Source organism: Rhodobacter capsulatus SB 1003, assembly GCF_000021865.1.
Taxonomy (GTDB): domain Bacteria; phylum Pseudomonadota; class Alphaproteobacteria; order Rhodobacterales; family Rhodobacteraceae; genus Rhodobacter; species Rhodobacter capsulatus_B.
This window is the reverse complement of the sequence record NC_014034.1, coordinates 1,023,222-1,043,010: the sequence shown is the minus strand read 5'-3', so window position 1 is coordinate 1,043,010 and position 19,789 is coordinate 1,023,222. Positions and strand designations below refer to the sequence as shown.

Here is a 19,789-nt window from a genome sequence, read left to right as displayed (position 1 = left end):
TACAGCACAATCGTCGCGCAACAAGAGGTTGCACGGCCTGCAAGGCATTGAACCACAACCATTCGGACTGCGCTACCGCCAGCCGACCTTGCAGGCTGCACCTTACTCCCCCACCACCCTCAACCGCGGCTTCAGCATCTCACCCACTGCGTTGACCCCCGCCCGCAGGGGTGCGTCGATCAGGTGGGCGTAGCGCTGGGTGGTGCCGATCTGGGTGTGGCCGAGGAGGCGGCCGATCATTTCCAGCGATGCGCCGCCGGAAACCAGCAGCGAGGCGAAGGTGTGGCGCAGGTCGTGGATGCGCACGTCGGGGATCAGGGCGACCTTCTGCATCTTCGGCCAGAAGCGCTTGGGATCGCCAACGGGCTGGTCGGGTACGTCGCCGGGGAAGAGGAACGGGCAGCCCTTCGGCACGATTTCCCTGCGCAGGCGGATCAGCGCCACGGCTTCGTGCGAGATCGGCACGCGGTGGATGCGGCGCTGCTTTGTGTAAGCGGCCTGCTTGGTCCAGATGGCCAGATCGAGGTTGAACTGGTCGAAGGTGGCGGTGCGGACCTCGCCCAGCCGGGCGCCGGTCAGCATGCAGAGGCGGATGATGCTGGCGGCGCGCTGGTCTTCGTCGACTGCCAGCGCGTTGGCTAGGCGTTCGATCTCCTCGAAAGATAGGAACCGGTCGCGGGCAACCTCGGGGCGGCGCCGGAAACCGAAGGCGGGATTGTCGGTGCGCATTTTCCACAGCATGGCGAGGTTGAACATCTTGCGCAGCATTTCACCCGCCCTGTTGGCGCGCACCGGCGTGGGCTTGGGCGGGGCCAGCTTTTTGCGGCGCTTCTGCGTGGGCTTCTTCTTCGACGGCCGCGCCCGCCCGGCCGCGATCTTGGTCAGCAGGCGATCGACGTCCGTGGGCGTGATGTCCGCCACCTTCCGGTTCTTCCATTCGGGCAGCACCAGCTTTTCCAGCATGCTCTTCTGGTCCGAAGCGTTGGTCTTGGCCAGCTTCGGCAGGTGCTCTTCGATGAACCGCTCGGCCAGTTCCTTGACCGTCGGCGCACCGCGGGCCGCCTTGCGAGTGTCGAGAGGGTCTTCCCCGCGGTCGATTTCACGGATCAGGCGCTTCGCTTCATCCCGGGCGGCGGTGACCGACCATGTCGGCCAGACGCCGATCGTGAAGCGCTTCTGCTGGCCCGCGATCCGATAGATCAGGACGAAGCCCTTTCGCCCCGTCGTGTAGACGCAGAGCCCGAAGCCGGGGGTGTCTTCGTCAAACAGGACGTACTTGCGGCTGCCGACTTCGGCAGCCTTTACAACGCGTTCAGAGAGTTTTGCCTTCATGCGACGCTCCTTTCACCCGCAGTCAGCGACGACCCGCGGCGCGGAGCAATGTCTCATTCGGGCCAAACCGGCGCAGAGGCGGAAACCGGCGGAAAGGTCCGGGGAATTGCGCCGGTCAGAACCGCGCTGGGCGGGCGAGAGACTAATCGGGGCAGAGCCTGCCCCAGAAACCTCTGATCTTCTTGCGGATTGTCGACTCGTCAGGCGCGTCCCCATTGACTGACTTGCCGAGGAACCAATTGAACATCTCCTCGATGAGTTCCTTCTGCTTCTCTGGGAGGCCGTTGTTATGCATCCGGCAGATGATCTCGCAATAGAACCCATCCCAGTCATAGCGGGATTGTGCCCCGGGCCCCGACACGACCCTCCGCACAAGGTTGTTTTCGTCTTCGAACCGTTCGACCTCGGCCGCTGTGATCAGCACGTCGGGCGCCATGACGCGGATGCCCCCCTTAGGCTCTTCGATCCGCTTCCAGCCGCAGTTCGCAGGTCGCGCCTGGCGGATGAAGACATGCTCCTCGAGTAGTCCATAGCCGCGGAACAAGGGGCGCACAGCACCGCCCTCGATCACGCCCATCCTCGCTTCGGTGCCATCGTCGAACCGGACATTCGGCAGCGCGATGACGAGGTCGATCTTCTCGGCCATCGCCAGTTCGACGATCTCGGTCTGGCTGCACTCCCAGCGGAAGGAGGTCTCGAGAATTGAATAGAAATTCCGGGCGACAAACGCCATTACCTGCCCCCCGTTACCGCCCTCCTTTCTCCAGCCCCTGAACGCACAGGGGCCGTGCACCTCGCCCTTCCGGGCGCGGCGACGTTTCGGCGAATCTGTTGTGAACTGCTCCCCTTCAGATTGTCATAAACCTGTCGCCAATCAAGCCGGTTGGAGGGCCTGTTTCGCCGGTTGAACTACGATCCAGCGTGACCGGCGTAATTCCCTTTTCCTTTCCGCCGTTTTCCGCCTCTTCGCCGGTCCCTGCCCCGTGCTTGCCTCTCCTGGCCGATGACCGGCCCCGATCCCCGGGGCGGCGGCGCGAGGAGAAACCCATGTATACCAATCCCTTGAAGGACACGGGCGCCGATCCGGCGCTGCTGGATGGCTGGCTTGATAGGGCGGAACTGGCCCGGCAACTGGCCCTGTCCGTCGACACGTTGCAGCGCTGGGAAACCCGGCGCGTGGGCCCTCCTTGCGTCCGTGTCGGCCGCAAAGTGCTCTACCGCAAGGAGGCTGTCCGCGACTGGCTGCGCGATCAGGAAGCCCGCAAGACTGGCCAGCACAAGGCCGTGGCCGGGCGGCGCTGAGATGGGGGCGCCGATGACCAAAGTTACCCCCGAGGGCCGGTTTCCGGTCTCCGCCCTGATCAACGAAGCCCAGCGCGAACTTGACCTGCGGCGCCAGTTCTACTGGGCGCGGGTTCGGGCCGGAAAGATGCGCCAGGACGACGCGCACCGGCGGATCGCGCTGATGGAGGCGATCGTCAAGCGCCTCACGGTGACGGCCGCACTATGAGCCATCGAGCCACCAACTGGGCGATCCAGCAGCGCGGGCTGGCGCCTGCGACCAAGCTCGTCCTCTGGCATCTCTGCGACCGGCACAACCCGGATTACGGGTGCTTCCCGTCGCAGGACCAGTTGGCGGCCGATGCCGAAATCTCGCGTTCCAGCCTGAACGTGCATCTCGACAAGCTGGAACAGGCCGGGCTCATCCGCCGCGAACGGCGCCACTCCGAGGGCGCCCACCGGCGGCAATCAACCCGGTACTTCCTGGCCTTCGAGCCGGAGTTTTCGGCGCAGGCGGAACTGCCGCTGGGCCCCGAAAACCGGCCTGACCCATGTCCAGAATCCAGACATGGAAATGGGCAAAAGCCATGTCCAGATTTTGCGAAAAGCCATGTCCAGAATCTGGACACTAACCTTGTAAGTAAAGAACCAGTAATTACTACCGCGCGTGACGCGGGCGCGACGCGCGAGGCCCGGGTTGAGGTTGACGCCGCCGACGAAGGCCCCGATCTGGACGCAGCCGAGGCCGCCTGCCTTGCCGCTTGCGGCGAAGGCATGACCCCAGCAGCGCGGGCAGCCATCACCGGAACGACGGCGACGATCGGCGCCTGGCTGGCGGCAGGCTACGACCTCGAACTGGACGTCCTGCCAGTGATCGCAGACCGCACCGCAAAAGCCCGGAGCAGCCCGATCCGAACGTGGGAGTATTTCAGCCAGGCGATCGCGGCGCGCCATGCCAAGCGGATTTCCCAGGCGGCAAGGTTGCAAGGGGCTGGGGAAGCTGGCGCTGGCCCGGCCGTTGCGCCCGGCAGCCAGACCGCGACCCCCGAGGACCGGTTGGCGCGCTTGGCCGCCTGGCTGAACTCAGGCGCCTACGTGCCGACCAGCGCCGTCACGAACATCCAGCGCGATGCCCTGCTGCGGGCGGGCCTTGTGAGTGAGGCCACCCTGCGCGCCCATCAAATCTACTGATCCGCCCCCTGCCCCGAAGGAGCCCCCCATTGCGCCTGACGCCCCGCGAGATCGAGGATCGCCTCGAGGAAGCCGCCTACACCCTGAGGAACCTGCCCGAGAAGGACCGCCCCCGCGGCTATGGCAATTCGTGGCCGCCGGTGGTGCATGACGCCAAGCATGCCTACGGCTACACGCCCGAGCGGCCGATGCGGGTGATCCCCAGCGCCGCCGCCATCAGCCGGATGGAGGAATGCTTCGACTGGCTCCTCATGCTGAACCCCGAGGATGCGCGGATCGTCTGGCTTCGGGCCGAGGGTGCCCGCTGGCGGCAGGTCTGCATTCGCGCCGGGGTGGTGCGGTCTACCGCCTGGCGCCGCTGGGTGGCCGCTCTTCTGACCATCTCGAAGAAGCTGGAAAAGCTCGACAAATCAAAGGGCAAAGGCAAGGGCGCAAAACCCCTCACCGCAACCACCCGCACAACCCCGCGCGAAAGCGGCGCGGACACCGAGGACAACCGGCCCGATCCGTCGAACTTCGGGCGCGACACTTTCCCGGGTTTTGACGCATAAAGAAGGCAAGATGGCGAAGGGTGTCGGAAGCGCGAAGCTTCGGCCCCAACCCCGTCACCCCTGCTCCCGCCGCCGCTACCGGCAGGCCCCCCGCGTTAGGTTCTCCCGGAAGGGAGGCGTATGCGGGGGGCCTAGGCGCGTCTAACCGCTAGTGACAGAACAAAAATCTGGGTCCGCGCCTTGGGTGCGCATCTTGGGTGCGCGGGTGCGCACCTGAGGCCGCACCGCCCGGCCGCCCCTTCCGAAAGGCCCCGCGCCCCATGCTTCAGATCGACATGCTCTCGGTTGACCGGCTGGTTCCCTACATCCGCAACGCTCGGACCCACAGCGAGGATCAAATCGCCCAGATCGCGGCTTCGATCGCCGAGTTCGGCTTCACCAACCCGATCCTGATCGGCGAGGACGAGGTGATCATCGCAGGCCACGGCCGCCTGATGGCCGCCAAGGCGCTGGGCCTGACCGAGGTTCCGGTGATCGTGCTGGACCATCTGACCGAGGCCCAGCGCAGAGCGCTGGTGATCGCCGACAACCGCATCGCCGAGAATGCCGGGTGGGACGACGACCTCTTGCGGTCGGAACTAGCGACGCTGCGCGAGGCAGATTTCGATCTGGACCTGATCGGCTTTGACGAGACGGAGCTCGACGAAATCATGGCCGGGTTCGAGGGGTTCGGGATGGGTGGAAGTGACGGCAACGCCGAGGGCGAAAGCACCGGCGGCGCCGCCGCTGCCCCCGCCCCGTCGGCGAACCTCGCCGAACGTTTCGGCATCCCGCCCTTCTCGGTGTTCGAGGCCCGCAAGGGCTGGTGGCAGGATCGCAAGCGCGCCTGGCTGGATCTGGGTATTCGCTCCGAACTCGGCCGCGGCGCTGCCCCCGGCGGTGCGCCCCGCCTGCTGGATCGTGGTTGGCCGGGCGAGAAGTCCTTCCCCGCCGTCCCCGGCTTGGGCACCGCCGACCCGGCCCCGATCCACAAGGACATCGACCACTATCGCCACAAGGAGGGCAAGCGTGCCCGGAAGGAGGCCGCTCATGGCTAAGGGCCCCGCCCGCACGTTCGGCCAGGACCTGATGCGCGGCGAGCATGTCGTCGGCGCTGGGCCCGCCTCACAATCGGCTACCCCGCAGAATGGCGGTGTCCTGATGCCGTCGCACACCTCTGGCGACCCGTCATTCTACGTCAAGAAGCGCGCCAAGGAGGCAGAACTCGGCCGGGAAATGACCACCGAGGAATTCCTGGCCGACCATTACGCCGCCTCGGACGCCCCAACGGCCTCGGGAACGTCGATCTTCGATCCCGTCCTTTGCGAAATCGCCTATCGCTGGTTCTGCCCGCCGGGTGGCACCGTCCTGGACCCCTTCGCGGGCGGTTCCGTCCGCGGCATTGTCGCCGCCCGCCTTGGCCGCCCCTACGTCGGGATCGAACTCCGCGCCGAACAGGTGGCCGCGAACCAAGCGCAAGCCGATCTCGCGGGCGACCCGGCCCCGCACTGGATCGCCGGAGATAGCCGCGATCTGGCCCGGCTGACCGCTGGCATCGAGGCCGATCTGGTGTTCAGCTCCCCGCCCTACTGGAACCTCGAACGCTATTCCGATGACCCCTCGGACCTTTCCACCATGCCCCTGGCCGACTTCCTGAAGGCCCAAGCCGAAATCATCGCCCAGGCCGTCGCCCGCCTGCGGCCAAACCGCTTCGCCGTCTGGGTGATCGGCGATGTGCGCGATACCGATGGGTTCTTCGTCAACCTGCCCGGCCTGACGGTCGAGGCCTTTGAGGCCGCGGGCGCACGGTTCTACAACGACGCGATCCTCGTCACGGCCGTTGGCTCGCTGCCGATCCGTGTCGGCCGCCAGTTCACCGTCGCCCGCAAGCTCGGCCGGACCCACCAAAACGTGCTGGTGTTCCGCAAAGGCGATCCCCGCAAGGCGACCGAGGCCTGCGGGCCGGTGGAGTTCGGCGAGATCGAAGGGCCGGATACCGACGACGAACCGGAGGACGACCAATGACCGCCCCGATCCTTGAAATGCACCATGGCATTGCCGTTGTCCGCGACGACCTCTTCCCGGGCGGCACCAAGGCCCGCTTCATCGCGCAGGTCTTCGACGGGGTGCAGGAGGCGGTCTATGCCAGCCCGCCCGAGGGCGGCGCCCAGACGGCAATCGCCACGGTGGCGCGGGGCCTCGGCAAACGCGCCACGATCTTCGTCGCCGCCCGCACCCGGCCGCATCCTCGGACGCTTGAGGCCGCCCGCCTCGGCGCCAAAGTGGTGCCGATCAGCCCGGGCTATCTGTCGGTCGTGCAATCGCGCGCCCGCGAATACTGCCGCAACACCGGCGCCAGCCTGATCCCCTTTGGCGCCGAAATCCCCGGCGCCGTCGAGGCAATCGCCGCTGCTGCCCGTCTGGCAGCCTTTGACCCCGAAGAGGTCTGGTGCGCCGCCGGGTCCGGCGTCCTCGCCCGTGGCCTTGCCGCCGCATGGCCGAAAGCCCGCCGCCATGTCGTCCAGATCGGCCGCGACCTCACCCCGCGCGAGGTGGCCGATGCCACGATCCACGTCCATCCCCGCAAGTTCAGCGATCGAGCGGCGCTGGCCGCGCCCTTCCCAGCCGATCCGCACTACGACGCAAAGGCCTGGGAGTTGTGCCTTGCCAAGCGCGGGCCGGGGCGAGTGCTGTTCTGGAACGTGGCGCCGCTGGCGAGGGGATAGCTTCTTCTCAAGTGGGAGATTGGAGTATAGCTCTGGTTCGGGAAGAACCCGTTAGAGGAGAAGTGCGCTTGATTGGAAAGATTCTTCAGCCCAGCGGGCAGATTACTGACGTAACCTTCCAAAACTCTGATCCGAGCGAAAAGGATCTGCTGAACGCGATTGGCTCGCCGGATCATTATGTCACACTTGGGCGTGTTGATAATTGGGAAGTCCTTGCGCCTGCTCCGTACGAAAAAGGGAAAGAGACCAAGTTTCTCGTCATTGGAGCCCCACCCAATATCGATAGCGACCCAAAGCTGAGGAGATCGTGTGATCTAAACGACGAGCAAGTGGTTCAGCTTGTCAAAAGCGCGGTTCAGATCTTCTCCTAGAATGCGCGCCGCAAGAACTCAGTGCACTTGCGATCAGTGAAGCATATCCCCCAGCCCGACCGCCTCGAACGCCGCCTTCAGCGCCGGATCGAAGCCGGGGTCGATCCGGGCCGGGCCATAGCCGTGATCCCGGTTCCAGCGATCGATCTCGCGCAGGGCGGCGGCGAACTCTGCGTCGGTGTCGCAGAAAGTGCGGGTGACATCGCCCTCGGCGAAGTTGAGGATCGTCCGCTCGGCGGGCGAGGCCCATGTGCCGAACCACGCGGCATCCTGCGCGGTATCGACCTGCGCCCATCCCCGGGCGCAGGAACAAAGGTCGAAGTCGTAGCGATAGCGGTCGCCGGGCTCGAAGCTGCGGGTGATCTTCATGCCCGGCCCTCCCGGGCTTCGATCGCCAGCACTGCGAGGTCGCGATAGCGGGCCAGCGCCTTGGGGCTGGACGACACCGGGTTGATTTGCACTGCGCGCAGGCCCGTGGCATCTGCCTTTTCCGGCCAGTTCCACCAGCGCGGCGAGTTTCGCCCGGAAACGGGCGTGGGTCGGGGCGGAGAAATCGGGCGGCGGGGGGAGTTCCCCCTGCCGGGCTTTGGCCTCGAGGTCGGCATCCCGGCGACGACGCGGGGCGCTGGGCGCGGCGGCGGGTTCAGCCTCGGCAATCGGCGCCGGTTCGACGGCTTGTTCTGGGGCGGCAGGGGGCGGCGCCGGTTCTGCCGCGGTTTCCTGCTCGAAGGCGTCGATCTCGGCCGCCAACCGCCCGGCGGCCGTCTCCAAGCCCGGGGCGGTCAGGATCGACTTGATCGCCTTCGGCGCGCGGTCGGTGCCGATCTTGGCGGCCAGAAGCCGTTCGAACCGTTCGGCGGCCGCGGCCACGCTGGCGCTGCGGCCCAAGGGGGCATCGCTCAGGCGCTGGGCGAGGCGATTGATCTGGACGGCGGAGAGGTTGGTGAACATCGGTACCTCCTTCAGGCGTTCTTGATGTGGGCCGAGCGGCCTTCGGCGGTGACGGCGTAGATCATCGTGCGGCTGTCGCCGAAGGTCGCGGCGAAGGCTTCGGCCTGATCGATTCGGTCAAACCGGGCGCGGATGCGGGTCGCGGGTTTCGACCCGCGGCAGGCGATGAAATGGTCGGCGGCGGCCAGGCAATTGGCCTCATGGCCGGTCATCAGGGCGGTCTTGGCGGGCATCGGAAACCTCCGTTTCAAGGTGTCGCAGACATTGCCGAGACCGTCCGAAGAGCAAGTCCAAATCACTGCCTTAATTGGAGAATGTCGCAAGATGGGGCTGTCGCGGCGCGCCTATGCCGCCTTGCGCGGGGTGCATGAAAGCGCCGTGCGCAAGGCCATCGCCACCGGGCGGATCACGACGGAGGCCGATGGCACGATCGACGCCGCCAAGGCCGATGCGATGTGGGATGCGTCCACCGATCCGGCGAAGCAACGCGGCGCCCATGCCCGGGATCTGGGCCGGGGCACGGCGGCGGCGACCCGGATAGTTGCGGGCACCAAGGCCGTGCCGCGGCAGGCCTTCGCAGCCGTGGCGGAAACCTTGACCGAAGCCGGGGCCGACCCGGGCGCGGCGGCGGGTGACGGAGGCGAGGTCTCCTTCGTTAAAGCCCGGATGGCGAATGAGGTACTGAAAGCGCAGACCGCCCGGGTGAGGTTGCAGAAGATGAAGGGCGAGGTCGTCGATCGCGCCCGGGCCACCGCGATGGTGTTCGATCTGGCACGGCGTGAACGCGACGCCTGGCTGAATTGGCCGCCGCGGGTGGCCGCGGACATCGCCGCCGAACTCGGGGCCGAGCCGCATGCCGTGGAGCAGGTGCTGATGCGCTATCTGCGCCGCCATCTGGCGGAGATGTCGGAGGTCAAAGTTGAACTTCGCTAGCTTCGAGGGGGCGGAGGATATCGCTGTCGCCTGGGCACGGGGTCTGGCGCCCGATCCGGCGCAGACCGTGGCTGAATGGGCAGACCGGCACCGCATCCTGTCGTCGCGGGCAGCGTCAGAGGCCGGACCCTATCGCACCAGCCGGACGCCCTACCTCAAGGCGATCATGGAGGCCCTGTCGCCGAACAACCCGGCGCAGCGGGTGGTGTTCATGAAGTCGGCGCAGGTCGGCGCTACCGAGGCCGGAAATAACTGGATCGGCTTCTGCATCCACCGCGCGCCGGGGCCGATCTTGGCGGTGCAACCGACGACCGATCTGGCCAAGAGCCTCAGCCAGCAGCGGATCGAACCCCTGATCGAGGAAAGCCCAGACCTCCGGGCCCTCGTCCTGCCCGCCCGGTCGCGCGACGCCGGAAACACGGTGCTGGCCAAGCGTTTCCCCAGCGGCCAGTTGGTGCTGACCGGCGCGAACTCGGCCGTGGGGCTGCGGTCAATGCCCGCGCGCTGGCTCTTTCTGGACGAGGTCGACGCCTATCCGGGCGACCTTGAGGGGGAAGGCGATCCGGTGGCGCTGGCTGAAGCCCGCACCGACAGCTTCGGCCACCGCAAGAAAATCTTCCTGGCCTCGACGCCCACGATCAAGGGCCTCAGCCGGATCGAGCGGGAGTTCGAATTGACCGACCAGCGCCGCTATCACGTCCCCTGCCCGCATTGCGGCGGGCTGCAATGGCTGAAGTTCGAACGGCTGCGCTGGGAAAAGGGGCGACCGGACACCGCCGCCTATCTCTGCGAACATTGCGAGGCGCCAATCGCCGAGCGGCACAAAACATGGATGATGGACGAGGAGAACGGGGCGGATTGGCTGCCGACGGCTGCACCCGATGTGCAGGCTTCGGCTGAGATGGCAGGCGTGATCGGGTTCCACATCTCGGGGCTCTACTCGCCCCTCGGGTGGTTGTCCTGGGAAGAAATCGCCCGGCGCTGGGATCAGGCGCAAGGCAACGACTCCGCACTGAAAACCGTCAAGAACACCGTCCTCGGCGAAACCTGGGCGGAGCGCGGCGAAGCGCCGGACTGGCAGCGGCTCTATGAGCGGCGCGAGGATTGGCAGTTGGGCCGTGCGCCTGTCGGTGTGCTGATCCTCACGGCAGGGATCGACGTGCAGCGCGACCGGATCGAGATCGACGTTTGGGGTTGGGGACGGAATCTTCGCTCTTGGCTCGTCGATCACGTCGTCCTTGAGGGCGACACCGCCCGGGCGGAGGTTTGGGCCGATCTGAATGAGTTCCTCGGCATGACATGGGAACACGCTTCGGGCGCCCGGATGGCACTGGCGCGGGTGGCGATCGACTCAGGTGACGGCGCCACGACCGACGCGGTTTATGCTTGGGTCCGGCAAGCTGGGCACGGACAAGTGATCGCCATCAAGGGCGTGGCCGGGTTTGATCGATCAACGCCAGTGGACGGGCCCACCTATGTGGAAACGACTGAAGGCGGCCGAAAGCTCCGCCGCGGGGTCCGGCTCTGGAAAGTGGCGGGTGCCGTCTTCAAGGCCGAGACCTACCGTTTCCTGCGCCTGGCCGCGCCGACCGATGAGGAACGGGCAGCCGGGGCCGACTGGCCCGCAGGCTTTGTGCATATCCCGAAGGGCACCACGGCCGAATGGGTGAAGCAGCTGACGTCTGAACAACTCGTCACCCGCAAAACCCGCACCGGCTATCAGAAGCTCGAATGGGAACAGACCCGGGAACGCAACGAGGCCCTCGACTGCCGGGTCTATGCCCGCGCCGCCGCCTGGCTGATGGGGATCGATCGCTGGGACAACGCGCGCTGGGAAGCGCTGGAAGAACAGATCGGGCCTGCGCGCCCGGCAACCACCCCGGCCGGTCAACCCGACCGGCCGCAACCGCAATCTGCCCCGAAGCGCCCAACCGGCTGGCTCGGGCCCCGACGTGGAAAATGGCTCTGATGTCCTTCTCGCAAGCCGAACTTGATGCGCTCCACCGCGCCTATGCCGCAGGCGCCTTGGTGGTGGAATACGATGGGCGCCGCCTGACCTATGGGAATGCCGCCGATCTTCTGGCCCGCATCCGCTTCATCGAGGGGCAGATGGCAACTGGCACGGGCAATACCCGGCCGGTTGCGGGCAAGGCTAGCTTCAGCCGGGGCCGCACATGAAACCCTCGCCGCCCGATGTGCCCTGGGGCGTGATCGATCGGATCGTGGCGACGGTCGCGCCCCGCACGGCCGCCCGGCGCTATGCCGCCCGGGTGGCAATCGCCAACCTTCGGCGGGGCTACGATGCTGCCGCCCGCGGGCGCGGCACGGATGGCTGGCGCGCAGGCAGCACCGCGGCCGACGCGGAAATCGCAGTTGCGGGTGGCGCCCTGCGCGACCGCATGCGCGATCTGGTCCGCAATGATCCGCTTGCCGCAAAGGCCGTACAGGTTCTGGTGTCGAACATCGTCGGCACCGGCATTCGTCCCCGGGCCGCGGCGGCCGATCCGGCGCTGAACAAGCTCGCCGATGATCTCTGGAAGCGCTGGGCGCCGCGTGCCGATGCCGATGGGCACACCGACTTCCACGGCCTGACCGCTCTGGCCGTGCGCGAAATGATCGAAGGCGGCGAAGTCTTTGCCCTGCGCCATCGCCGCCGGGCCAGTGACCGATTGGCAGCCCCAGTGCAGATCCAGCTCAACGAGGCCGATCACCTCGATGGGGCCAAGTTCGACAACCGGCCTGACGGAGGCCGGATCGTCCAGGGCATCGAATACGACGCGCTCGGCCGCCGCCGGGGCTACTGGATGTTCCCCGACCATCCCGGCGATGCGATGCCGGTCTTCGGGCGCCGGTTTGAATCGCTGAGGGTCGGGGCAGACGGCGTCGCCCACCTCTTCGAACGCCAGCGCGTGCAGAACCGCGGCGTGCCTTGGGGCGTGCCCGCCATGCGGGCGCTCAGGGAACTGGGCGACTGGCAGACCGCCGAACTGGTCCGCAAGAAGATCGAAGCCTCTATGGTCGGCTTCGTCTTCGGCGCCGACGAGGATCAGCAATCCATGGCGCCGGTGGTGCAGGATGCCGACGGCAACCGGATCGAACAATTCGAACCCGGTCTGATCGGATACGTGCGCAACGGCAAGGACATCAAGTTCAGCACGCCCGCCTCCACCTCGGGCATCTACGAATGGAACCAGGTTCAGCAGCACATCATCTCGGCCGGGTTCCGCGTGCCCTACGAGCTGATGACGGGCGATCTGTCACAGGTGAACTTCGCCTCCTCGCGCGTCGGCCTGCACGAGTTCCGGCGCATGGTCGAAGCGGTCCAGTGGCAAGTGGTGATCCCGATGTTCTGCCAGCGCATCTGGGATTGGGTGATGGAGGCCGCCTGGACGGCTGGTGCCCTGCCCCAGCCCGAGATCGCCGTCGAATGGGCCCCGCCCCGGTTTGAAAGCGTGAACCCGCTGCAGGACGTGACGGCCGATCTGATGGAGGTCCGTGCGGGCTTCTCAACCCCCGCCCAGCAGATCGCCCGCCGCGGTTACGACCCGCGCGAAGTCGTCGAGGAATGGCAGAAGTACGCCGCCCTCTTCGATCAGCTGGGCCTGATTTTCGATGCTGATCCCCGCCGCGTCAGCCGCGCCGGTCTCGCGCAAGCCGTGGACGCGACGGATCGCGACCCGCCCACGGAGGAACAATGATCAACTGTTCAGCTGGCGCGGTACTCGAGGCGCGCCCGTTCGCCGGGGCGGTAGGCATCGTCTTTGGACCGCCATTCAAACTCGGCAAAGAGGTTGACCTTCAGCCCCTTGGCGCAGCGGAAGACGATCTTGACCGCATCCTCTGCCGAAACGCCCTGATAGGAAAAGCCATGCTCAGGGAGGAACTTGTAGCCTTCGTCGTCCTTGCGGCCTTCAACGATGTTTGCTGCCGCGATCTTGCGCAGCCCCTGGATCGAACCCGCCTGCTCCTTGGTCTCGATCAAGGCCAGCCGCACAAGCGCGTCCCACGCGACCTTCTCGGGCTGCTTCCCATCAAAAGTAGCCTCAAGCAGCTTCGTATGGGTAAGCGGAGGGAGATTGTCGTGATGGTAGACCGGCAGGTTGGCCGTAGCGACCGGAACGGAGGCCGGAGCAGCCGCCGCAGTGTTGGCGCGCTCGAAGGCGTCCATCACCTTCGTAAAGACCGTCGCGGGCGTGTCGATGAACGGCACGGCCACTTTCTGCAGGCGGGCGAAGTCGTAGTCAGTGATTTCGATCGTGGGCATCCGAATCTCCTATCCTTCATAAATCCATATTTTCATAAAACGCCGAGACGCACAAGCGCGAACTGAAATCTCCTCAGAACGGAGCCTCTCCCATGCCCCCTGAGACCCGAAACCTCCCGCTGATCACGCGGGAGGCCTCGCTGCGCCTTGTCCGCGGCGAGGGCGACGACATGACGATCGACGTGATCTGGACCACCGGCGCCACCGTTCAGCGGCGGCGCTATGAGGGCTGGGATGATGTCGTCGAATATGACGAGGAACTGGTCGTCACGCCCGGCGCGGTGCGGATGGACCGCCTGAATGCGGGCGCGCCGTTCCTGGATTCGCACCGGTCCTGGGGGCTGGAATCCGTTGTGGGTGCCGTTCTGCCAGGTTCCGCCCGGATCGAAGGCGGCCAGGGCTTTGCCCGGGTGCGGCTGACGTCGGCGCCTGATGCCGCGCCGATCGTGCAGCGGATCATGGATGGCACGGTCTCGGCCGTCTCCGTCGGCTACCGGGTCCATCGCTACGACATCACCAAGGCCCAAGGCCAGCGCGAGTTGTGGCGCGCGGTCGACTGGGAGCCGATGGAAATCTCCGCCGTCGCCATGCCCGCCGATCCCGGCGCGCATATCCGCGGCGCCGATGCGGCAACCGGCGCCGCCCGAACTGAAACCCTCACCCCCTGCCTCCTCACCCGGGCAGACGCGCCCGCCCCTTCCCCGAACCAGACGAGGACCACCATGCCCGACACCCAGATCCCCGAACCTGACGCTCCCGCCGAAACCCGCGCCGCGCCCGCGCCCATCACGCCGCCCGCAGCCGATCCCTCCCCCGATGCGATCCGCACCGAAGCGAACCGTTCCGCAGCCGAAGTGCTGGCGCTCTGCGAACGCCACGCGCTTGGCGCAGGCTTCGCCGCCGATATGATCCGGCGGGGCCTGTCGTTGGATGCCGCCCGGGCTGCGATCCTCGACAAGCTGGCCGAGGCCGATGCACCAGCGGCCCGGGGATCGGAACCTGTCGCGGCCACCGCTCGCGGCACCGGGGCAACTGAGGCCGCCTATCGCGATGCCATGTCCGAGGCGCTCCTGCACCGCCACAACCCCGGCCGAGCGCAACTGACCGACCGCGCCCGCGAGTTCCGCGGCCTGACCCTTCTCGAACTGGCCCGCCACGCCCTTGATCGCCGCGGCATCGCCACGCGCGGCCTGTCGAAGATGGAACTGGCGACCGAGGCCCTGATCGGCCGTTCCGGTCTGCATTCGACCAGCGACTTTCCCCTGATCCTGGCCAATGTCGCCAACAAGACCCTGCGCGCGGCCTATGACACCACGCCCCGCACCTTCACGGCCTGGGCGCGGCAGGCCGTGATCACCGACTTCAAGCCGGTCGCCCGCAACCAGCTTGGCGGTGCGCCGGACCTGCTGCGCGTGCCGGAATCGGGAGAGTTCACCTATGGCACCATCGGCGAAAGCCGCGAGGTCTATGCGCTGGTGACCTACGGCCGGATTGTGGGCATCACCCGGCAGACACTGATCAATGACGATCTTGATGCCTTCACCCGTATCCCGTCCGCGTTTGGTGCCGCGGCAGCGGATCTGGAAAGCGATCTGGTATATTCGATCTTTTCGACCAATCCCAACATGGCCGATGGCAACCCGCTGTTCCATGCCTCCCACGCCAACCTCGGCACGGCGGGCACGATCTCGGAAACCACCCTCGCCGAAGCCTATCGCCTCTTCGGCAACCAGCGCGGCCTTGAGGGCCGCCAGATCAGTGTCTTGCCGCGCTACATCATCACCCCGCCCGGCGTGCGGTCGGTTGAGGCGCGCAAGAACGTCACCGCCACCACCCCGAATGCGGTCGCCGGAGTCAACGCCTTCGCCAACCGCCTGGAACCGATCGAGGAAGCCCGCCTGATCCCCGCCGCCGGGCCCGACCCTTGGTTCTTGGCCGCCGATCCCTCGCGGATCGACACGATCGAGTTCGCCTATCTCGAGGGCCAGCAGGGCGTCTACACCGAGACCCGCTCGGGCTTCGAGGTCGACGGCATCGAGATCAAGGCCCGCCACGACTTCGCCGCCAAAGCCATCGACTGGCGCGGCCTCTTCCGCAACGCGGGCGTCTGAATCCCAAACTCTGAAGGAGAACCCCGATGAAAAACTTCATCGCCAATGGCGAAACCATCAACATCACCGCAGCAGCAGCCATCGCCTCAGGCCAGGGCGTGCTGGTCGGCAGCATCTTCGGCGTGGCCGAGGGCGCTGCGGCGACCGGCGACACCGCCGTCATCCGGCTGGTGGGCGTGTTCTCGCTGCCGAAGGCGCCCTCGCAGGCCTGGACGGTCGGTCAGACGATCTACTGGGATGCGGCGAACAGCCGGACCACCAACGTTCTAACCGGCAACACCCGGATCGGCATCGCCACGCAAGCTGTGGCAGGCGGTGCGGGTGACACGACCGGCATCGTGCGCCTGAACGGGGGAGCAACCTGAGATGTCGGCCTTCGCCAGCGCCACGGCCGCCCTCTTCCGCGATCCGAACCTCGCACAGGATGCGGTCTGGCGATCTGGTGGGGCGGGCGCGCCGATGGCCGTGCGCGTCATGCTGCGGCGGCCTGATGCGGTGTCAGGCTTCGGCGAAGGCCGGTTCGTCACCGACAGCGTGATGATCGATGTCGAATGCGCCGCGCTGGGCGCCCTTGCGCCCGGGGACACGTTCGAAATCGCGGGTGTGATCTACGAGGTTCGGGGCGAGCCCGTGCGCGACGCCCTGCGCCACGTCTGGAAGGCCGAGGCGCGAGAGGTATGAAGATCGGCGCCAGCATCGACGGTGATCTGGCGGCAATCGCCACCGAGATCCTGCAAGAGGCCGAGGCCGCCGTCACCCGCGGCGTCTTTGCAGCCGGGCGGGGCCTGCGCGACGACTGGCGCGGGCAGGTGCGGGCTTCTGGGCTTGGGTCGCGCCTTGCCAACACCGTTCGGCAGGCCGACTTCCCGCGATCGGGCACCAGCCTTCGCGCGGCAAGCCTCGTCTGGACCGAGGCGCCCGACATCCTGCACGCGTTCGATGGCGGCGTGCTGATCCGCGGCAAGGGCGGCCTCTGGTTGGCCATTCCCTTGCCCGCGGCAGGTGTCACCGGTCTTGGCCGCCAGCGCATCACCCCCTGGCGCTGGGAACAGCGCACCGGCATGCGCCTGCGCTTCGTCTATCGCCGAAACGGGCCTAGTTTGTTGGTCGCCGATGATGCGCGGCTGAACAGCCGGGGCCTTGCCGCAGCAAAGGGCGGGCGACGGCGGCGGGATGGTATTCTGACCGGGGCCCAGACCGTGCCGGTGTTCCTCCTTTTACGGCAGGTGAAGATGCCGAAGAAGCTGGACCTTGATGGGTTGGCGCCGGCTGCGACGGCACGACTGCCGGGAGCGATCCTGGGGGCGTGGAAGAGATAAGACCAATCCATCTGCGTTTTCGCTTTGAAGGCACAGCTGAGCGTCCACCGAGGTCAAGAAGTCCGCTTGAAAGGCCGATGGAAGCGGTCAATAGTTGAAAATGATAGAGGAGGCGTCATGCGCGATAAATTTCCATGGTACTTTCTGACGGACAAGGACTTTGAGGAAGCGTGGGACAAGGGCACGCTTACAGTTGACGCAAATGTGCTCTTGGATCTCTACCGTTACAATAAGGCAACAAGAGAAGCGTTGCTTGGCGCTATTGAGAGCTTCAAGGGTCGTCTGTGGATTTCTTTTCAAACCTCCAACGAATTCGTGAAAAATCGCCGAAAAGTGATTTTAGATGCCGCCTCGGAATTTGAAAAGTCCGAGAAGCACTTCGAAGAAATTATGAAATCCTCTCAGGGACAAATTTCAGCAATTAGGGGCATTCGCGCAGTCCCTAAATCTGTCTCTGAGGAACTTGAGGGATCACTCAAACAGGCCATTGAGACCGCAAGGGCTTCCATAGCAACAGAAAAGTCCACTACTCCAGAATACGAAAGCAACGATGAGGTTGTTGCGCGCCTTGAAGCAGCGTTAGCTGGTAACATTGGCTCCAAGCCCGGAAATCTTGCCGATCTTATTAAAGAGGCAGAAAGGCGCAAGAAGGAAAAGATTCCACCTGGATACATGGACGACGGAAAAGAAGGCAACGGATTTGCCGGTGATTATCTCATGTGGAGGCAGATTCTAGACTATGGGAAACAGTCAAAGCGTCCACTGATCCTGGTTACTTCTGAGCAAAAAGAGGACTGGTGGGAAAAGAAAAGTGGAAAGACGCTGAACGCTCGACTCGAGCTTCTTCAAGAAGCGCACGAAGAGACTGGATCGATCATTCTTATCTATCAGACCGAGCGATTCCTCCAAATCCATCAAGAGCGCGCAGGCGAAAAAGCGAATGAGGACGTGCTTGAGGACATTCGCGAGGTTTCGCTTCAGAGAGAGCCTGCAGTCAAAATTGTGCAGGAGTACTATTTTGCTGACGACTCCAGAAATTCTGGCCGAATAAGAGTACTACTTTCGAGACCCGTACGAAACTTTACGGCCAGCGGCCGCTTCGATCCAAATATGACCACTCCGCCCAGCATAAGCGCAAAGCTTCTGTCCAGCCCCACTGAAACACCCAACATCACACTGCGCGCCAACACGGGAACTATCTTCGATTTCAATATACATTTGCATTCAGCGGAGCGCGGAAAAATCCTGCCTGAGGGTGAATATTTGTTGGAATACGAGGCCGTTTGTGGGTCTGGACCGACCAGCTCGGACTAGAAATCGGTGAGACTTTCGGGTCTTTGATTGCACTTAGTTCGGAAAGACCAGAGATGCCATTTCAATCCACGGCCGAGCGCCTGCTCGCGTCGCTTCATAGCCTATTGTCCGGCGCGGTGCCGCCCGGTGCCAAGGTGCTGCGCAATTCGATCCTGCCCGAGAAGGTGCCTGCCGCCGGGGTGGTGATCCTGCGCGATGGCGATCCGGGGCCGCCGGAGGTGTGGCTTTCACCGCCGGGCTACTACTTTGAGCACCGGGCCGAGATCGAAGTGGTCGTGGATGGCACACCCGCCGCCCGGGATGCCGCCTTTGACGCTCTCCGCCTGGCGATCGGCACGGCGCTCGCCGCCGACCGCACGCTTGGCGGCCTTTGCGACTATATCGCGCCCGAGGCGCCGGAACCGGTGCTGCTGGCAATCGACGGCAATGAGGGTCTGAAGGCAGCGGTGTTCCCGGTGATCCTCGCCTACGCCACGACCGACCCGCTTCTCTGACCCCACCCCCGAAAGGACTGACCCATGGCCCGCCAGCCCGGCGCGCGGACGCAAGTCGCGTTCGCCTTTGAATCCGTTTACGGCACGCCGCCCGCCAGCGGCTATCGCCGGATGCCCTTTGCCACGACGACGCTCGGCTCCGAACAAGGGCTCTTGTCGCCCGAACTCCTCGGCTACGGCCGCGACCCGCAGGCGCCGATCCGCGATGCGGTGAACGTCGACGGCGATGTCGTCATTCCTATGGATGCCGAGAACCTCGGCTTCTGGCTGAAGGCGATCTTCGGCCAGCCCACGACCACCGGCACCACGCCCCGGACGCACACGTTCCAGTCGGGCGGTTTCACGCTGCCCAGCATGGCGATCGAGACGCAAATGCCCGATGTGCCGCGGTTTGCGATGTATTCCGGCCTCGTCGCAGATCGCATCCAGTGGCAATCGCAGCGGTCAGGGCTGTTGACCGCGACGGTCGGCCTGATCGGCCGCGGCGAGACGGTTGCGGCCACGACGGCCGCCGGTGTCCTCACCGATGCCACGCTTCCCTTGCAGCGCTTCGGTAATTTTCAGGGGTCGATCACACGGAACGGGGCGGCGCTGGGCAATATCGTCTGGGCGCAGGTGTCCTATGCCAACAACCTCGACCGGATCGAGACAATCCGCAACGACGGGCTCCTCGAAGGGCTCGACCCATCAATGGCCGCCTTGACCGGATCGATCGAGGCGCGGTTCGCCGATCTGACCTTGGTGAACCAAGCGATCGCCGGTGATCCCTGCGAGCTCGTGTTCGCCTGGAGCCTGGGGGCGAACGCCTCGCTCACCTTCACTGTGCACGCAGCCTATCTGCCCCGCCCCCGCATCCCGATCAACGGACCGCAGGGCGTGCAGGCGACCTTCGAATGGCAGGCGGCGCGGGCCACCTCGCCCGCCCGCATGTGCACCGCCGTCCTTGTCAACACGACCACCAGCTATTGAGGA

The 19,789-nt window shown here is 65.5% G+C and carries 24 protein-coding genes; 19 read left to right on the top strand and 5 right to left on the bottom strand.

Annotation, left to right across the window (positions count from 1 at the left end; genetic code table 11):
* Positions 1 to 102: 102 nt before the first annotated feature.
* Together RCAP_RS04795 and RCAP_RS18320 are read right to left on the bottom strand one after the other, a co-directional pair.
* The gene (locus RCAP_RS04795) at positions 103 to 1,332 is read right to left on the bottom strand and encodes a tyrosine-type recombinase/integrase (protein WP_013066694.1); all 1,230 of its coding nucleotides are present in this window, start codon (positions 1,330 to 1,332) and stop codon (positions 103 to 105) included.
* A 142-nt stretch (positions 1,333 to 1,474) separates the two neighbouring features.
* The gene (locus RCAP_RS18320; RefSeq protein ID WP_013066693.1) at positions 1,475 to 2,065 is read right to left on the bottom strand and encodes a hypothetical protein; all 591 of its coding nucleotides are present in this window, start codon (positions 2,063 to 2,065) and stop codon (positions 1,475 to 1,477) included.
* 314 nt (positions 2,066 to 2,379) lie between these two features.
* Between RCAP_RS18320 and RCAP_RS04785 the strand changes: the two genes are divergently transcribed.
* From RCAP_RS04785 to RCAP_RS19185, 8 genes are all read left to right on the top strand, one after another.
* Complete coding sequence (locus RCAP_RS04785) at positions 2,380 to 2,634, top strand: helix-turn-helix transcriptional regulator (RefSeq protein WP_013066692.1); 255 nt, start codon at positions 2,380 to 2,382, stop codon at positions 2,632 to 2,634.
* 13 nt (positions 2,635 to 2,647) lie between these two features.
* Positions 2,648 to 2,842, top strand: coding sequence for a hypothetical protein (locus RCAP_RS04780; RefSeq protein WP_131618283.1), 195 nt, complete (start codon positions 2,648 to 2,650; stop codon positions 2,840 to 2,842).
* A complete protein-coding gene (locus RCAP_RS18315) occupies positions 2,839 to 3,804 on the top strand; it encodes a helix-turn-helix domain-containing protein (RefSeq protein WP_013066690.1) in 966 nt (321 codons plus the stop codon). The genes RCAP_RS04780 and RCAP_RS18315 overlap by 4 nt, the downstream gene beginning before the upstream one ends.
* 29 nt (positions 3,805 to 3,833) lie before the next feature.
* Positions 3,834 to 4,355, top strand: coding sequence for a DUF6362 family protein (locus RCAP_RS04770; RefSeq protein ID WP_013066689.1), 522 nt, complete (start codon positions 3,834 to 3,836; stop codon positions 4,353 to 4,355).
* A 260-nt stretch (positions 4,356 to 4,615) separates the two neighbouring features.
* Positions 4,616 to 5,392, top strand: a complete 777-nt coding sequence (locus RCAP_RS18310) for a ParB/Srx family N-terminal domain-containing protein (protein ID WP_013066688.1) — start codon at positions 4,616 to 4,618, stop codon at positions 5,390 to 5,392.
* Positions 5,385 to 6,359 (top strand): DNA methyltransferase, encoded by a 975-nt coding sequence (locus tag RCAP_RS19845; RefSeq protein ID WP_013066687.1) that lies wholly within the window; start codon positions 5,385 to 5,387, stop codon positions 6,357 to 6,359. Before RCAP_RS18310 ends, RCAP_RS19845 begins: the two co-directional genes overlap by 8 nt.
* Positions 6,356 to 7,060: a pyridoxal-phosphate dependent enzyme gene (locus RCAP_RS04755; protein ID WP_013066686.1), complete on the top strand. Its 705-nt coding sequence runs from the start codon at positions 6,356 to 6,358 to the stop codon at positions 7,058 to 7,060. Before RCAP_RS19845 ends, RCAP_RS04755 begins: the two co-directional genes overlap by 4 nt.
* Positions 7,061 to 7,128: 68 nt before the next feature.
* Positions 7,129 to 7,431, top strand: coding sequence for a hypothetical protein (locus RCAP_RS19185; RefSeq protein ID WP_131618282.1), 303 nt, complete (start codon positions 7,129 to 7,131; stop codon positions 7,429 to 7,431).
* 33 nt (positions 7,432 to 7,464) lie between these two features.
* Here the strand turns inward: RCAP_RS19185 and RCAP_RS18305 are convergent, their stop codons facing one another.
* Complete coding sequence (locus tag RCAP_RS18305; RefSeq protein ID WP_013066685.1) at positions 7,465 to 8,382, bottom strand: hypothetical protein; 918 nt, start codon at positions 8,380 to 8,382, stop codon at positions 7,465 to 7,467.
* 11 nt (positions 8,383 to 8,393) lie between these two features.
* Positions 8,394 to 8,615, bottom strand: a complete 222-nt coding sequence (locus RCAP_RS04740) for a hypothetical protein (RefSeq protein WP_013066684.1) — start codon at positions 8,613 to 8,615, stop codon at positions 8,394 to 8,396.
* Between the two features lie 91 nt (positions 8,616 to 8,706).
* Between RCAP_RS04740 and RCAP_RS04735 the strand changes: the two genes are divergently transcribed.
* From RCAP_RS04735 to RCAP_RS04720, 4 genes are read left to right on the top strand one after another with little or no spacing between them, the layout of a single operon-like run.
* The gene (locus RCAP_RS04735; protein ID WP_013066683.1) at positions 8,707 to 9,315 is read left to right on the top strand and encodes a hypothetical protein; all 609 of its coding nucleotides are present in this window, start codon (positions 8,707 to 8,709) and stop codon (positions 9,313 to 9,315) included.
* Positions 9,302 to 11,284, top strand: a complete 1,983-nt coding sequence (locus tag RCAP_RS04730) for a phage terminase large subunit family protein (protein WP_013066682.1) — start codon at positions 9,302 to 9,304, stop codon at positions 11,282 to 11,284. Before RCAP_RS04735 ends, RCAP_RS04730 begins: the two co-directional genes overlap by 14 nt.
* Positions 11,284 to 11,493, top strand: a complete 210-nt coding sequence (locus tag RCAP_RS04725; RefSeq protein WP_013066681.1) for a phage head-tail joining protein — start codon at positions 11,284 to 11,286, stop codon at positions 11,491 to 11,493. Before RCAP_RS04730 ends, RCAP_RS04725 begins: the two co-directional genes overlap by 1 nt.
* Entirely contained in the window at positions 11,490 to 13,013 is a 1,524-nt protein-coding gene (locus RCAP_RS04720; RefSeq protein WP_013066680.1) for a phage portal protein, read from the top strand. The genes RCAP_RS04725 and RCAP_RS04720 overlap by 4 nt, the downstream gene beginning before the upstream one ends.
* Before the next feature lie 8 nt (positions 13,014 to 13,021).
* Here the strand turns inward: RCAP_RS04720 and RCAP_RS04715 are convergent, their stop codons facing one another.
* Positions 13,022 to 13,579 carry a T4SS efffector SepA family protein gene (locus RCAP_RS04715; RefSeq protein WP_013066679.1) on the bottom strand — a complete coding sequence of 186 codons (558 nt, stop codon included), beginning with the start codon at positions 13,577 to 13,579 and terminating at the stop codon, positions 13,022 to 13,024.
* A gap of 92 nt (positions 13,580 to 13,671) precedes the next feature.
* On the opposite strand from RCAP_RS04715, the gene RCAP_RS04710 reads away from it, so the two are divergent.
* The 7 genes from RCAP_RS04710 (at position 13,672) to RCAP_RS04685 (ending at position 19,786) form a co-directional block, all read left to right on the top strand.
* Positions 13,672 to 15,690 (top strand): prohead protease/major capsid protein fusion protein, encoded by a 2,019-nt coding sequence (locus RCAP_RS04710; protein ID WP_013066678.1) that lies wholly within the window; start codon positions 13,672 to 13,674, stop codon positions 15,688 to 15,690.
* A gap of 26 nt (positions 15,691 to 15,716) precedes the next feature.
* Positions 15,717 to 16,055, top strand: a complete 339-nt coding sequence (locus RCAP_RS04705) for a DUF2190 family protein (protein ID WP_013066677.1) — start codon at positions 15,717 to 15,719, stop codon at positions 16,053 to 16,055.
* 1 nt (position 16,056) lies between these two features.
* Positions 16,057 to 16,371: a head-tail joining protein gene (locus RCAP_RS04700; protein WP_013066676.1), complete on the top strand. Its 315-nt coding sequence runs from the start codon at positions 16,057 to 16,059 to the stop codon at positions 16,369 to 16,371.
* The gene (locus tag RCAP_RS04695; RefSeq protein WP_013066675.1) at positions 16,368 to 17,009 is read left to right on the top strand and encodes a DUF6441 family protein; all 642 of its coding nucleotides are present in this window, start codon (positions 16,368 to 16,370) and stop codon (positions 17,007 to 17,009) included. The genes RCAP_RS04700 and RCAP_RS04695 overlap by 4 nt, the downstream gene beginning before the upstream one ends.
* A gap of 117 nt (positions 17,010 to 17,126) precedes the next feature.
* Positions 17,127 to 18,323, top strand: coding sequence for a PIN-like domain-containing protein (locus RCAP_RS19180; RefSeq protein ID WP_013066674.1), 1,197 nt, complete (start codon positions 17,127 to 17,129; stop codon positions 18,321 to 18,323).
* Between the two features lie 53 nt (positions 18,324 to 18,376).
* Positions 18,377 to 18,817 carry a hypothetical protein gene (locus tag RCAP_RS04690; protein WP_013066673.1) on the top strand — a complete coding sequence of 147 codons (441 nt, stop codon included), beginning with the start codon at positions 18,377 to 18,379 and terminating at the stop codon, positions 18,815 to 18,817.
* A gap of 24 nt (positions 18,818 to 18,841) precedes the next feature.
* Positions 18,842 to 19,786: a phage tail tube protein gene (locus RCAP_RS04685; protein ID WP_013066672.1), complete on the top strand. Its 945-nt coding sequence runs from the start codon at positions 18,842 to 18,844 to the stop codon at positions 19,784 to 19,786.
* Positions 19,787 to 19,789: the final 3 nt, after the last annotated feature.

Excerpts from the sequence above, each read along its gene's own strand:
- RCAP_RS18310 (WP_013066688.1), top strand. The coding sequence starts at position 4,616 with ATGCTTCAGATCGACATGCTCTCGGTTGACCGGCTGGTTCCCTACATC.
- RCAP_RS04785 (WP_013066692.1), top strand. The coding sequence starts at position 2,380 with ATGTATACCAATCCCTTGAAGGACACGGGCGCCGATCCGGCGCTGCTG.
- RCAP_RS19845 (WP_013066687.1), top strand. The coding sequence starts at position 5,385 with ATGGCTAAGGGCCCCGCCCGCACGTTCGGCCAGGACCTGATGCGCGGC.
- RCAP_RS04725 (WP_013066681.1), top strand. The coding sequence starts at position 11,284 with ATGTCCTTCTCGCAAGCCGAACTTGATGCGCTCCACCGCGCCTATGCC.
- RCAP_RS04755 (WP_013066686.1), top strand. The coding sequence starts at position 6,356 with ATGACCGCCCCGATCCTTGAAATGCACCATGGCATTGCCGTTGTCCGC.
- RCAP_RS04780 (WP_131618283.1), top strand. The coding sequence starts at position 2,648 with ATGACCAAAGTTACCCCCGAGGGCCGGTTTCCGGTCTCCGCCCTGATC.
- RCAP_RS04705 (WP_013066677.1), top strand. The coding sequence starts at position 15,717 with ATGAAAAACTTCATCGCCAATGGCGAAACCATCAACATCACCGCAGCA.
- RCAP_RS19180 (WP_013066674.1), top strand. The coding sequence starts at position 17,127 with ATGCGCGATAAATTTCCATGGTACTTTCTGACGGACAAGGACTTTGAG.
- RCAP_RS04685 (WP_013066672.1), top strand. The coding sequence starts at position 18,842 with ATGGCCCGCCAGCCCGGCGCGCGGACGCAAGTCGCGTTCGCCTTTGAA.
- RCAP_RS04690 (WP_013066673.1), top strand. The coding sequence starts at position 18,377 with ATGCCATTTCAATCCACGGCCGAGCGCCTGCTCGCGTCGCTTCATAGC.
- RCAP_RS04695 (WP_013066675.1), top strand. The coding sequence starts at position 16,368 with ATGAAGATCGGCGCCAGCATCGACGGTGATCTGGCGGCAATCGCCACC.
- RCAP_RS18315 (WP_013066690.1), top strand. The coding sequence starts at position 2,839 with ATGAGCCATCGAGCCACCAACTGGGCGATCCAGCAGCGCGGGCTGGCG.
- RCAP_RS04715 (WP_013066679.1), bottom strand. The coding sequence starts at position 13,579 with ATGCCCACGATCGAAATCACTGACTACGACTTCGCCCGCCTGCAGAAA.
- RCAP_RS04720 (WP_013066680.1), top strand. The coding sequence starts at position 11,490 with ATGAAACCCTCGCCGCCCGATGTGCCCTGGGGCGTGATCGATCGGATC.
- RCAP_RS04795 (WP_013066694.1), bottom strand. The coding sequence starts at position 1,332 with ATGAAGGCAAAACTCTCTGAACGCGTTGTAAAGGCTGCCGAAGTCGGC.
- RCAP_RS04735 (WP_013066683.1), top strand. The coding sequence starts at position 8,707 with ATGGGGCTGTCGCGGCGCGCCTATGCCGCCTTGCGCGGGGTGCATGAA.
- RCAP_RS18305 (WP_013066685.1), bottom strand. The coding sequence starts at position 8,382 with ATGTTCACCAACCTCTCCGCCGTCCAGATCAATCGCCTCGCCCAGCGC.
- RCAP_RS18320 (WP_013066693.1), bottom strand. The coding sequence starts at position 2,065 with ATGGCGTTTGTCGCCCGGAATTTCTATTCAATTCTCGAGACCTCCTTC.
- RCAP_RS04710 (WP_013066678.1), top strand. The coding sequence starts at position 13,672 with ATGCCCCCTGAGACCCGAAACCTCCCGCTGATCACGCGGGAGGCCTCG.
- RCAP_RS04700 (WP_013066676.1), top strand. The coding sequence starts at position 16,057 with ATGTCGGCCTTCGCCAGCGCCACGGCCGCCCTCTTCCGCGATCCGAAC.
- RCAP_RS04740 (WP_013066684.1), bottom strand. The coding sequence starts at position 8,615 with ATGCCCGCCAAGACCGCCCTGATGACCGGCCATGAGGCCAATTGCCTG.